Source organism: Butyrivibrio sp. NC2002 (assembly GCF_000702265.1).
Classification (GTDB): domain Bacteria; phylum Bacillota; class Clostridia; order Lachnospirales; family Lachnospiraceae; genus Butyrivibrio.
Map to the genome: position 1 here is coordinate 654,727 of NZ_JNKZ01000004.1, position 13,043 is coordinate 667,769.

General features: G+C 34.2%; 14 protein-coding genes. 13 read left to right on the forward strand and 1 reads right to left on the reverse strand.

Annotation, left to right across the window (positions count from 1 at the left end; genetic code table 11):
• Positions 1-16 precede the first annotated feature (16 nt).
• From rsmG to T543_RS03045, 8 genes are all read left to right on the forward strand, one after another.
• A complete protein-coding gene (gene rsmG, locus T543_RS03010) occupies positions 17-754 on the forward strand; it encodes a 16S rRNA (guanine(527)-N(7))-methyltransferase RsmG (protein ID WP_051638486.1) in 738 nt (245 codons plus the stop codon).
• Positions 755-970: 216 nt separating this feature from the next.
• Positions 971-1,735 carry a ParA family protein gene (locus tag T543_RS03015; RefSeq protein ID WP_035765560.1) on the forward strand — a complete coding sequence of 255 codons (765 nt, stop codon included), beginning with the start codon at positions 971-973 and terminating at the stop codon, positions 1,733-1,735.
• 61 nt (positions 1,736-1,796) lie between these two features.
• The gene (locus T543_RS03020) at positions 1,797-2,696 is read left to right on the forward strand and encodes a ParB/RepB/Spo0J family partition protein (protein ID WP_035765572.1); all 900 of its coding nucleotides are present in this window, start codon (positions 1,797-1,799) and stop codon (positions 2,694-2,696) included.
• A 3-nt stretch (positions 2,697-2,699) separates the two neighbouring features.
• Positions 2,700-3,212, forward strand: coding sequence for a DUF4446 family protein (locus T543_RS03025; protein ID WP_035765575.1), 513 nt, complete (start codon positions 2,700-2,702; stop codon positions 3,210-3,212).
• A gap of 17 nt (positions 3,213-3,229) precedes the next feature.
• Complete coding sequence (serS, locus tag T543_RS03030) at positions 3,230-4,516, forward strand: serine--tRNA ligase (RefSeq protein ID WP_035765578.1); 1,287 nt, start codon at positions 3,230-3,232, stop codon at positions 4,514-4,516.
• A 40-nt stretch (positions 4,517-4,556) separates the two neighbouring features.
• On the forward strand, positions 4,557-5,441 hold the full coding sequence (locus tag T543_RS03035; RefSeq protein WP_035765581.1) for a DUF3881 family protein: 885 nt from the start codon (positions 4,557-4,559) through the stop codon (positions 5,439-5,441).
• A 51-nt stretch (positions 5,442-5,492) separates the two neighbouring features.
• Positions 5,493-7,205, forward strand: coding sequence for a serine/threonine-protein kinase (locus tag T543_RS03040; protein ID WP_035765584.1), 1,713 nt, complete (start codon positions 5,493-5,495; stop codon positions 7,203-7,205).
• Between the two features lie 88 nt (positions 7,206-7,293).
• Positions 7,294-7,641, forward strand: coding sequence for a hypothetical protein (locus tag T543_RS03045; protein WP_035765585.1), 348 nt, complete (start codon positions 7,294-7,296; stop codon positions 7,639-7,641).
• A gap of 5 nt (positions 7,642-7,646) precedes the next feature.
• On the opposite strand, the gene nadE is transcribed toward T543_RS03045, so the two are convergent.
• Positions 7,647-8,405 carry an NAD(+) synthase gene (gene nadE / locus T543_RS03050; protein ID WP_035765588.1) on the reverse strand — a complete coding sequence of 253 codons (759 nt, stop codon included), beginning with the start codon at positions 8,403-8,405 and terminating at the stop codon, positions 7,647-7,649.
• Between the two features lie 203 nt (positions 8,406-8,608).
• On the opposite strand from nadE, the gene T543_RS03055 reads away from it, so the two are divergent.
• The 5 genes from T543_RS03055 to T543_RS03075 all read left to right on the forward strand — a co-directional run bounded on the left by T543_RS03055 (position 8,609) and on the right by T543_RS03075 (position 13,028).
• Positions 8,609-9,391 carry a hypothetical protein gene (locus tag T543_RS03055; protein ID WP_035765591.1) on the forward strand — a complete coding sequence of 261 codons (783 nt, stop codon included), beginning with the start codon at positions 8,609-8,611 and terminating at the stop codon, positions 9,389-9,391.
• Between the two features lie 74 nt (positions 9,392-9,465).
• Positions 9,466-10,134, forward strand: coding sequence for a hypothetical protein (locus T543_RS03060; protein WP_035765594.1), 669 nt, complete (start codon positions 9,466-9,468; stop codon positions 10,132-10,134).
• Positions 10,134-10,787: a hypothetical protein gene (locus tag T543_RS03065; protein WP_035765598.1), complete on the forward strand. Its 654-nt coding sequence runs from the start codon at positions 10,134-10,136 to the stop codon at positions 10,785-10,787. The genes T543_RS03060 and T543_RS03065 overlap by 1 nt, the downstream gene beginning before the upstream one ends.
• An 80-nt stretch (positions 10,788-10,867) precedes the next feature.
• Complete coding sequence (locus T543_RS03070) at positions 10,868-11,539, forward strand: hypothetical protein (protein WP_035765601.1); 672 nt, start codon at positions 10,868-10,870, stop codon at positions 11,537-11,539.
• Positions 11,540-11,858: 319 nt separating this feature from the next.
• On the forward strand, positions 11,859-13,028 hold the full coding sequence (locus tag T543_RS03075) for a hypothetical protein (RefSeq protein WP_035765603.1): 1,170 nt from the start codon (positions 11,859-11,861) through the stop codon (positions 13,026-13,028).
• The last annotated feature ends 15 nt before the right edge of the window (positions 13,029-13,043 follow it).

Here is a 13,043-nt window from a genome sequence, read left to right on the forward strand (position 1 = left end):
GTATCGGAGGTTTTACGTGATACATTCTTTTGATAATTTGATCAAAGATTTTGGAGAGTATAATTTATCATTAACTGAGAAACAGTTAGAGCAGTTAGATAAATATTATGAACTTCTTGTAGATTGGAATAATAAAATAAATTTAACTGCGATAACTGATTTTGATGAAGTATGTAAACTTCATTTTGTCGACAGTATTTCTTCCAGTCAGTTTTATGATTTTAAAAAAGATAATTTAAAAGTTATTGATATAGGAACCGGAGCCGGTTTTCCAGGAATAGTTTTAAAAATAGTATTTTCTAACTTACATATAACCTTACTCGATTCATTAAATAAAAGAATTAATTTTCTGAATGAAGTAATAGATACACTTGATCTTAATGAAGAAGGTTTTATTGAAACCGTACATGGCAGGGCGGAAGATTATGCTGATGCAAAAAAAGGTTATCTAAGAGAACAATATGATGTTGCTGTTTCGAGAGCAGTTGCCAGATTTTCTACTTTATGTGAATATTGTCTTCCTTACGTAAAAAAGGATGGAGTATTCATATCTTATAAAGGTGATAAAGTTAATGATGAAATTGTAGATGCAAATAATGCAATTTTTCTTCTCGGAGGAAAGCTAAATTCCGTGAATGAATTTGTACTTGTGAACTCAGAATATCATCGCTCTATTTGTATAGTCGATAAGGTTCAAAACACATCATCTAGGTATCCAAGAAAAGCCGGTACTGCTCAAAAAAATCCTTTATAAAAATGTTTCACGTGAAACATTATAATTTGAAAATTTAATTCCACAACAAATTGTTTCACGTGAAACATTTTAACCCAAGATATTGTAAAAAAATGGCGTGAAACATTAATAATAGGTGATATTTTATAAAATTGAGTGCAAAACTCAGAATACTTTCGATTAATAATTGTGATATAATGAGTAACTGTACAAATAAAAAGAGGGAGAGAAAAGGTTATGGGAAGAGCAATTGCGATTGCCAATCAAAAAGGTGGAGTCGGTAAGACTACAACATCTATTAATCTGTCAGCAACTCTGGCTGAAAAAGGAAAGAAAGTTTTGGTTATTGATACAGATCCTCAGGGTAATACAACAAGTGGTTTTGGTCTTAACAAAAACCAACTGGAAAATACAATATATGAATTACTTATTGGAGAATGTGAGATAGAAGATGCTCTTTATAAAGATGTTGTAGATGGTGTTGATATTATACCTTCCAATGTCAATCTTGCTGCTGTTGAGATTGAACTTATTGATATGGAAGAAAAGGAATTCATATTAAAGAAAGCAGTAGATAAGATAAGATCTGATTATGATTTTATTATAATAGATTGTCCGCCTTCACTTAGTATGTTGACTATCAATGCTATGACAACAGCCAATACAGTTCTAGTTCCGATTCAGTGCGAGTATTATGCATTGGAAGGATTAAGCCAGTTAGTACATACAGTAAACCTTGTAAAAGAAAGATTGAATAATGGTCTTGAGATGGAAGGAGTTATATTTACTATGTATGACTCCAGAACTAATCTGTCTATGCAGGTAGTTGAAAACGTAAAAGATCATATCAATGAAAATGTATATAAAACAATTATTCCGAGAAACATCAGATTAGCGGAAGCACCCAGTTATGGTATTCCAATCAATATGTATGATTCAAAATCTGCAGGTGCTGAAGCATATAGACTTTTGGCAGATGAAGTAATCGGAAGAAAATTTTAATATACAAGATATGTATCACGTGAAACATATTATGGAATATATTGTGGAAAAGAGGTAATGTATGGCGGCTAAAAATGTTAAAAGAGGATTGGGAAAAGGACTTGATGCTTTAATAGCTCCCGCACCGAAGACTTCCTCAAAGAAGACCGAAGAGAAGGTTGAAGAAGGTCAGGTCGTAATAGTAAATATTACTAAGGTAGAACCTAATAGAGAACAGCCAAGAAAAACATTTGATGAAGATAAGCTTATAGAATTATCTGATTCAATTAAACAACATGGAATTATAAATCCTCTTATTGTTCAGGACAGAGGAGATCACTATGAAATAATCGGTGGTGAGAGAAGATGGAGGGCAGCAAAGAAAGCTGAACTCAAAGAAGTTCCGGTTATTATAAAGAACTTAACTGAAGAAGAAATAGCAGAGTATGCACTTATTGATAATATTCAGAGAGAGGATATAAATCCAATCGAAGAAGCACTCGCCTTCAAAAAGCTTATTGATGATTTCCATTATACTCAGGACGTAGTTGCAGAAAAAGTATCAAAGAGCCGAGTTGCTATTACAAACTCTCTCAGACTTTTGAAATTGTGTGAAGCTGTAAGACAGATGGTAATAGATGGAAAGTTATCAACAGGTCATGCAAGAGCTTTGATTTCTATAGAGGATCCTGAAGAACAACTTAGGATTGCTGAAAAAGTTTTTGATGAGAAGATGAATGTACGTGACACAGAAAAACTCGTTAAGAATCTTGGTAAAGAATCAAAAGCAAGAAAAAAGACAGAATCTCATACAAATGAAAGTGTAGAAGCAGCATATAGAGAACTGGAAGATAGATGCACCCAGGCAACTGGAACCAAAGTATCCATATCCACAAAGGGAGATGGAGTAGGTAAATTAGAAATCGAATTCTACAGTACAGATGACCTGGAAAAAATAACACAAAGATTATGTAAGGAGTAATATATGAACAGTAATATTTTCGACAGCTTGGGATTAAACATAGATATTGTCTATATATTGATAGCTCTTTTAATCATCATAATAATACAGTTTGTTTTAATACTTGTTCAAAACAGTAAGATTAAGAAGATATCAGCAAAAATAGCTAAATTCATGAGAGGAAAAGAAGCTTCTTCTCTGGAGGATGAAATAGTTGCATTATTTGATGATAACCAAATTATCAAAAAAGCGACAGAAAAAAATCAAAAAGACATCAATGATTTATACAACAGACTTTCATTTTGTTTTCAAAAAGTTGGAATCATCAAGTATGATGCCTTCAACCAGATGGGAGGACAGCTTAGTTACTCAATAGCACTTCTTGATGAGGATGATAATGGAATACTTCTTAACTCAGTTCATTCAACAGATGGATGCTACTCTTATTCAAAAGAAATAAGAGGTGGTAAATGTAAACTCGAACTTGGTGAAGAAGAACAGATGGCATTAAATGAGGCAATGAATTATCTTAAATAATAAAAGGGGATAAAAAAATGATAGACATTAGATTTTTAAGAGAGAATCCTGAAGTAGTAAAGGAAAACATCAGAAAAAAATTCCAGGATGAGAAGCTTACACTCGTTGATGAAGTAATCGAGCTTGATGAGCAGAGAAGAAAAAATCAGCAGGAAGCCGATGAACTTCGTCAGAGCAGAAATAAGATTTCAAAAGAAATCGGTATGCTTATGGGCCAGGGCAAAAAAGAAGAGGCTGAGGCGAAGAAGGCAGAAGTAGCAGCAAATGCAAAGAGACTTGAAGAGTTAGAAGAAAATCAGAAGAGCCTTGATGATAAAGTTACTTCAATCATGATGAACATTCCTCAGATAATCGATGAGAGTGTTCCGATCGGAAAAGATGATTCAGAGAATGTAGAAATAGAGAAGTTCGGCGATCCTTTCGTTCCTGATTTTGAGATTCCATATCACACAGATATTATGGAAAGATTCAACGGTATCGATCTTGATGCTGCAAGAAGAGTAGCCGGAAACGGTTTCTACTATCTTATGGGTGATATCGCAAGACTTCACTCAGCAGTTATTTCATACGCAAGAGATTTCATGATCGACAGAGGATTTACATACTGTATTCCTCCTTTCATGATTCACGGAAATGTAGTTGAAGGTGTTATGAGTTTTCCTGAAATGGATGCTATGATGTACAAGATCGAGGGAGAAGATTTATACCTCATCGGAACAAGTGAGCATTCAATGATCGGTAAGTTCAAGGAGCAGATCATAAACGAAGAGGATCTTCCCAAGACACTTACAAGTTATTCACCCTGCTTCAGAAAAGAAAAAGGTGCTCACGGAATAGAAGAGCGTGGTGTTTACAGAATTCACCAGTTTGAAAAGCAGGAAATGATAGTAGTATGTAAACCTGAAGATTCAAAGATGTGGTACGACAAGCTTTGGCAGAACACAGTAGATTTGTTCCGTTCACTTGATATTCCTGTACGTACTCTTGAATGCTGTTCAGGAGACCTTGCTGATCTTAAGTGCAAGTCATGCGACGTTGAAGCATGGTCACCCAGACAGAAGAAGTACTTCGAAGTAGGTAGCTGCTCTAACCTTGGTGATGCTCAGGCTAGAAGACTTAAGATTCGTATAAAGGGAAAAGACGGAAATTATCTTGCACATACACTTAACAATACAGTAGTTGCTCCGCCTCGTATGCTTATTGCATTCCTTGAGAATAACTTAAACGAAGATGGATCAGTAAATGTTCCGGTAGCACTCAGACCTTATATGGGTGGAAAAGAAAAACTTGTTCCTGTAAAGTAATCAGGTACGAAATGAAAACCGATGAAAGGAGGTGAAATCCATGCATAGCTATCTAAGAGCAATAGGTTTTGAAAACTTTAAGACAAGAGATGAAATACAAAAACTTATAACTAAGACAGTTCAGGAAGCGGATACAAGATCCTATGTAACTAAGGATGGAGAAAAGCTTTTAGGTGAATTCTGCAAGGATTTCGCTGACGAAATCGGAATCTGTGTTTGCGGAGAATTTAATGAAGAAGACAAATTCCTCTATGATTATTACTACCCGTATATAAAGGGCGAGGGAATAAGTACAAAAGAGGATATAAAAATCCAAAGACACGCAGCCAATGAATCCTATGCGGGTATTTGCGATGATCTTAGAGTAGGGGTTACCATAATTTTTTATCTACAAAATATGGTTCCCTATATCAAAAACCAGAATGAAAATAATGATCTGTTAAAGACAGCTTCTCTTACTTTGTCTGCTTTATCATTAAAGGGAACAGTAATGATGCCTATTGCAAAGACTGACAGAGATAAGAGTTTTCAGAGAAAAAGAACAAGAGAAAGAGAAAAGCTTATGAACAAAGCCAGAAAAGGTGATGAGACAGCTATGGAATCTCTTTCAATCGAAGAAATGGATACATACAGTGCTCTTTCAAAACAGATAAAGACCACAGATGTATACACACTTGTAGATAATTATTTCATGCCATACGGTGTAGAGTGCGATCAATACGCTGTTATGGGAGAAATTGAAGATTGTCATGAAACGACCAATTCTCTAACAGGTCAGACTCTCGAAATTATGACGATCAATTGTAACGAACTTATTTTTAATGTATGCATAAATAAAAAAGACCTTCTCGGAGAACCACAGCCGGGAAGAAGATTTAAGGGAACAATCTGGATGCAGGGATTTGTAAATTATCCGGAGAACTAATAACTACCAAATTCTTATGAGGGGAATTTTTATAGGGGAAAGAATTTTGGTATGCTCGAAATAGGTTCCGTATTTGATAAAAAATATAAGATTCTAAATGTTATCGGACAGGGCGGAATGAGCACTGTCTATTTGGCTATGAACGAAAGAGCCGGTAAAAGCTGGGCCATAAAAGAAATTCGTAAAGAAGGCGTATCGGATTATCGCGTTATCAAGCAAAGCCTGATCACAGAAGTATCTCTACTTAGAAATTTATCCCATCCTTATATACCAACAATCGCAGATGTCATCGACAAAGAAGACTCTATTGTTATTGTCATGGATTACATAGAAGGAAATAACTTGAAAAAGGCATTGGATGAGTATGGCTCTTTTTCTGAGGAATATGTAATTGAATGGGCAAAACAGCTCTGTGATGTTTTAATGTATCTTCATACAAGAACTCCAAAAATCATATATAGAGATCTAAAGCCGGGGAATATCATGCTTCGTCCGGATGGATCAATCTGCCTTATTGATTTTGGTACAGCAAGAGAATATAAGGAGCAGGGGAAAGATGATACAATCTGCCTCGGAACCAGAGGATATGCTGCTCCCGAGCAGTTCGGCGGACTTGGACAGACAGATGAAAGAACAGATATCTACTGTCTTGGTACAACTATGTATCACCTTTTAACCGGACATAATCCAAGTGAACCACCTTATGAGATCAAACCTATAAGACAGTGGAACCCCGATTTTTCACAAGGTCTTGAAAGAATAATCTTAAAGTGTACTGAACCTAATCCGGAAAACAGATATTCATCCTGTGAAGAAGTTCTGTATGATCTCAAAAACTATACGCAGCTCGATCAAAAGTACAGAAAAAAAGCAAAAAGAAGAATAGGAACTTTTGCAGTTACTGCTTCTTTATCATTGATGTTTGCAGCTTTTTCACTCTTAACAGGAAAAGCAGCAAGCAATCAAAAGATTGTAATATATGACGACTATGTAGATCAGGCCAAAATTGAAGTGCAATATACAGATAAAATGTTGATGTATATAAAAGCAATAGATGTAGATCCATCAAAAGCAGAAGCCTATCTGAAAATAATAAACGAAGTATACTTAACAGATGATAATTACTCCCAAGAGGAAGATAAACAACTGACAGATATTCTGCTTACAACTACTTCAGATGGAAGAACAAGGGGTGAAGCCTTAGAGTCAAACCCTGAGGAATTTGCTGAGTTTGCATATTATAGGGGACTTACCTATTTTTACAGTTATGAAAATGATGGTAATAAAACGCTTTCATCTTATTGGTTTAACAAAGCAGTAGAATCCGGAATGCTAGATGAAGTAAGAAATGAAAGAGCTGTCAGACTAGGTAGAATTTCAGATTATTATCTGTCTATCGGAAGAGAATCAAAAAGCGGAGATGAAATAATAAGTTATAAGCAGTACTGGAATGATTTATGTGATCTTACGAGCGGAAATATAGTAAGTATCGACAATGAGACGACCGCTTTAATGATGTACGAAGAACTGGCGGGACAGGTTAACCTTCACGCAATGGAATTTATAAAAGGTGGTGTGTCTTACGACTCCATAAGAGATGAGTTCGAAATGATAGAATCACATCTTGATTCTGATTTTAATGCCGAGACAATGAGCAGTTCAGAAAGACTCACAACGATGATGGAGAACACAAAGAGCCTATTGGACAAAGCAAAAGCATCAGCCAAAAATGCACATAACAAAGTAAGGGAGGAACCATCATGACGAAGTCATGATTTGGAATGGTTCCGACCGATAGGGCAGGATTGCGGAGCAATCGTGCCAATACATAATATACGAGGAGAAATAAGTCATGCAGGCAGAACTATTGGATATACTTTCATTAGTATTTATGATCCTATCTCTGTTTTTTCTTGCAGTATCAGTAGTAATATGGTTTGGCTTTCATATTTTTCATGACATAAGTGTACTTACCGGACTTGGTGCTAAGATGGCAATCAAAAAAATGAAAAGAGAAACCAGAGGAAATCAGGTTAAATTTGCAGCTATAAAAAGCCATAAAAAGAAGGCTTCCATAAGCTGGGGTAATACAGGAAATACTAAAAAACCTGATATTACCGGAGAAATGACTGGAGAAACGACAATAATAAACAATAAAGATTTTGAAGAGACAGTTCTTCTTAATGAAAAAAGTAGTTGATACGATCAACTACTTTTTTTGTACATGGGAATAGTTTTAAGCTTGTGAAGATTTATGGCATGAAGGCGGTCAATTTTTTCTCTGACCTGATCATCTTCACAAATTCCGGTGAGAATATATCTATCAAGCGTATCGTAGGTAAATCCGAGTTTATCTTCATCACTCATTCCGCTAAGTCCATCAGAAGGAGTCTTATGTATCAGATTTGAAGGAAGTCCGAGAGCATCGCCGATTTTTCTCATCTGACATACAAGGAAATCAGAGCATGGACTAAAATCACCTGCAGCATCGCCGTACTTTGTAGAATATCCAACATAATCCTCAGATGCATTGCAGGTATTTGCGACACGGCCACCATTTGGAAGAGACTGAGCAATTGCATATAATACAGACATTCTGACTCTTGGAGGTGTATTTATAAGCGCATCTTTTCCGAGAACAACACCCGATTCCGACATAGAAGATTTAAATGAATCCATAACAGAGTGAATATTGACAATATAGGATTTAATGCCAAGAAGAGCAGCAACATTTTTTGAATCTTCTATATCCTTCTGCTCACCATCAGGCATTAGAACGCCGACAACTCTGTCTTTTCCAAGTGCCTTTACAAGAAGAGCAGCAACAATAGTAGAATCTTTACCACCTGATAGACCTATAACAGCACTTGCAGTAGGACCATTTTCCTCAAACCAGTTTCCTATCCATAAAGTGATATTTTCGATTTCCTTTTTGGCATCAAAGTTTTGTAATAATTTTTCCATATTGGTTTCTCCTCAGAAAATAAGGCATTTATAAAAGTGAACAACTGATTGATGAATGAATTGTAACATATCTTGAGTGAAAAGAAAAAATGCATTTCATCCTCAAAATCAAGCATTTTATCGCTGAAATGAAAAAAATAAAAAAGATGTTGTAATATATTATGGTGTGGTAAAAAGGAGGGGTGCAGAAAAAAGGTGGTTTTATGAGAAAAAAGCTAATAATTGCAACAATAATGATAGGAATAATGACACTATCAGCCTGTAGCGGAGTAGGTATGAATAATTTGAAAAAAGACGTGAAAGGGGCAGTAAAGATAGTGAAGGATGAAGCAAAATACAGCGATGAATATAAAGATATAGATGTTCATACAGAAAGTGAAATGCGCAGCTTTGCTCTTGATGCGCTAAAAAACAAATACGGAAAAGAATTCAAAATAGATGAAAGCTATTGCAAATATAATCATAAGAACGGAAGAGATACAGAACCCCTGCAGCTTCGCGCAAGGGCTTATCCAATAGATGATCCAGATGATGTATGTGGGATCAGAGTTGTGGAACCTAATAATTTTTCAGACACCTATTCTATAAATAAATATAATCCTGTAGTATCTGAATATTTGCAGCCGAAGATGCAGGAATACGGGGTAGCCGGTGATGTTACCATAAGTTATCCGTATATGGTAGGAATCATGGAAGATGGCTTATCCGCAGAAGATATCATGAAAGATGGGCAGGCATGTATAAGATTTTATCAAAAAACGGAGAAAAAAGAAGATATCACCGAGTATATTCCAATTATTAGAAAATGGCTTGATTTCTTATATACATGTGATTTTGAATGGTACTTTGCTTTGGTAGATGAAAATGATAAGTATTATCAGTATGCAGGTATCTCAAAAGGAGACCATAGATATACAAAAGCAGAGCAATGGACAGATGATAATCTAATTTCATTAATAGAGGCATGTATTAATTTAAATGACTAATAAAATTAAAATAACCCTATACCAGGCATAGATAAAGATATGTACAAGGAATATGTACTTGAATAGGAGTAAAAATGAGAAAACTTGTTCAACTAATTGCAAGAAAAAAATGGAACCCTTTAAGTAAATTTATTGCAGTGTTTACCATGTTTTTTTGTTTTGTGGGTTTTCTATCGTTGAGTACATCATATGTTACAAGAGATTACCAATCAGTTCCTGCTTATATATCAGATATTACAGCTCATGAAGTATGGAGAAAACAGGGACCAAGAACAGAGTATGAGTACAAAGTTCACTGGATATACGAAGGACAAGAATACACAAAACAAATGTCAGATATAGGTGATAAGCCGAATGAACAATTGTCTGAAGTATGGATAAATAGTGATAATACAGATATGGTTATAAATAATTCATTTAATTTAAAAAAAGAAGGATGTCTGTATTTAGTGGTCTCAGTTGTGTTATTTGTTGTCTGGGTAGTTTTACTAAAAAAATCTAAAGACAGGGAATATGTGGATTTAAAGAGATGGGAAAGATTATTTCTCGGAGGCTGTTTGTTATCAGTTCTATCACTAATAGGAACAATATATAGCTTTTTTATATTAAAATCTGTAAAAAATTCAGGCAGTTCAGATATATTGTTTGGAAGTTTCATTTTTGGCTTTTTTCTAATAGCAACAATGCTGATTGTAGCATATACTACAGAAGTAAAAAGGCAGCAGAGGAAAACAAAATACTAATGGATACATTATTAACAATAATCGCTGAAAAGGAAAAAAACATATACAGAATATACCTAATTACAATAGCAATATTTTTTGGATTTGTTTCAATAATTATGTTCTATACCGGAATTAGAACAAATGATTACGAACCGGTTCCGGCATATATTAGTGATATTACATCCAGGGAGGTTCTCAGAAAGCAGGGAATTAGAACCGAATATGATTACATCGTGCATTGGATATATGATGGTAAGGAATATCATAGAACATTAAGAAATCAAATAACCGAACCTGATCAAAACTTATCTGAAGTATGGATTAATGAAGATAATACTGACATGTCCGTTTCCGAATCAGACTCTTCTTTGAAATCAGCGGTATCTCTGATTTTGATAGCTATTATATGTTTTTTGTTATGGTTGCAACTATTTAGAAAAGCTAAAAAAATAATTCCTGTGAGTAAAGAGAAGTGGGAAAGTATGTACACGTTGACAAAACTGGTGCTAATAATAGGTTTAGTAGGAGTAATTTATAGCTTTATAGTTGCAAATTCCTATGGCAATTTTGAAATAATCACAAAAGAGGCAATGACAATTTTTTCATTTTTTCTATTGATAGTGTATGTGATATTTATATGGGCAAATAGAGTTATAAGAAAACATATATAAAAGCATAAAGAAATCATATTGAAAGAAAAGAATGAATCCTGATGATATTAATAAACTGCAAGGTGTTGTAGAAAGAAATAATGAATATTGTAAAAATAATTGGTTGCAAAAAAAGTAATACACTACGCCAAATAATATTTGTATGTTTTTTGGTAATGTTGGAATGTCAAATTTTACAAATGGGATCGGCTATATATTCAAAAGATTTTATTGCAGTACCCGGCTATATATCTGATATACAATTATCTGATACCACTATTACTAAAAAAGGTGTAAGAAATACCTATCAATATACAATACACTGGAATTACGAAGGCAAGGAATATACAAAGAAGAAGTATAGTTTAAACAGTACACCGGATGAAAATATTTCAGAAGTATGGATTAATAAAGATAATTCAGACGCAATCATATATAGCCCTAATGAGCTTTCTTCACAGGTATATATATTTGGTTTGATTTCTGTAATAGCATTTGTTGTATGGCTTTTCATGTATTTGAAAGCAGAAACTGTAAAATACGATGAAGAAATAGCATTAAATGTTTTGGTAGCAGGAGGTCTTGGGACTGTCTTGTCATTAGTAGCTGTAGCCATTACAGCTATTGCATATAATGAAAAAAAAGATGGAAACGCTTATCAAGTGTACACATCAACTGTAATGCTGGTAACTAGCACAATCTTTTTAATAGTATGTTTAATTCTCACCATTATGGCAAAAGTCGAAACAAAGAGGCTATCATCAAGGTTATAAATCGTCTGAAAAGAATTATCATATTGGTAACAACTGATCCGCTTTTTTTCTATGAATAATTATGCTATAGTTAAAATGCTTTGTTTGAAAATTCGAGGGGGAACGAATAATCGAAGGAAGTATGTAAAAGTGTTTAAAGAGTTTAGTTTGGGGTCAGAAGGGGAAAATATACATAAATTTATAGGGATGGAATACCAAAAAGGTATTTCATCCCTTTTGTGTGCATTTCGTCCTCAAATCTATGCATTTCGTCGCAAAAATCACCGGGAATTATAATTTTACAGTATGATAATCAAGCTGAAAAAGGGAGGAATGAAGAATGGGAAAAATAAAAAAATTACTAAAGACAGTTGCTTGCGCAACACTGGTATTTACACTTAGCATGCCAATAACAGCTTCTGCTAATTTATCAAGCGTATCAGTTAATAAAGATGTAAGCAATGATGGAACTACCATATATACAAATCGTGCAAATGGTAAAAGCTATGTGAAATATGCAGATGGAACCTCAGCAGGAGATACAGATTTCGTTAACTTATCGAGAATAGAATCTGATAAACAAATGATCAGAGTGGGTGATATTAACGAAGTTAGTATTTACCCTTCATATAATCAAACTATCAGTAATGTAAAAGTTATAAGCGGAAAGAAGAATCTGACAGCTAAAATCTCAAGTAAAAATATAACTAGAAATATGATCATAAATTGTAGTCAGGAAAGTGACGGCAGATATTACTACAAGGATCAGAGAACAGATGAAAAGATATATACAGACAGCAAGCAGGTCGTTGTAACTAAAGCATCATATAAGATAAGAATTATTGGAAAAAAGAAGGGGAAGGCCAAGATAAGATTTCAGTTTAATGACATAAATGGAAATAAGGTCCAAACAAGAACTCTTAAAGTATCGGTAGTTGATAATGCAAAACCGGTTAAACAGGTTACATTTGGCGGTAAGAATGTATTAGTCGATATGACTGACAATAGCAAATATATATATGCCGGTAATTCCAAAAATGGCACAGGCTATACAACAAAGAAAAGCGGCAAATTAAAAGTGAAAATGAATAAGTATGCAAGACTTAAGAGTATCTATATGGTTACTAATACTCCCTATATTACTAAGGAATATGATAAAAGCTTAGGATATACAACCGGAAATTATGCTCAGAATGGAACGAATGCTGTAGATATTAATGGGGATGGAGATTTTAATGATGAAATAGATGGAATCAATGAAAGTGCAAGCAGTGATAAGGTCTATAAAAAAATTAAAAATGGATCAAAAGTAAAATTAAGTAATGTACCTGATTCAGTAACAAATAACTCAATAACTTTGGATCGCGAGGAAGGTTTGAAGGATTATAGCTATTTAGAGCAGAATTCATCTAATATATCTACAACACAATTCATTATTATTATGCAGGATAAGAGAACAGGAGAATATTTATCACAGACTGTTTCAATAAAAAGAAGAATTTCGAAGTAAAAAAGAAAATCAGTA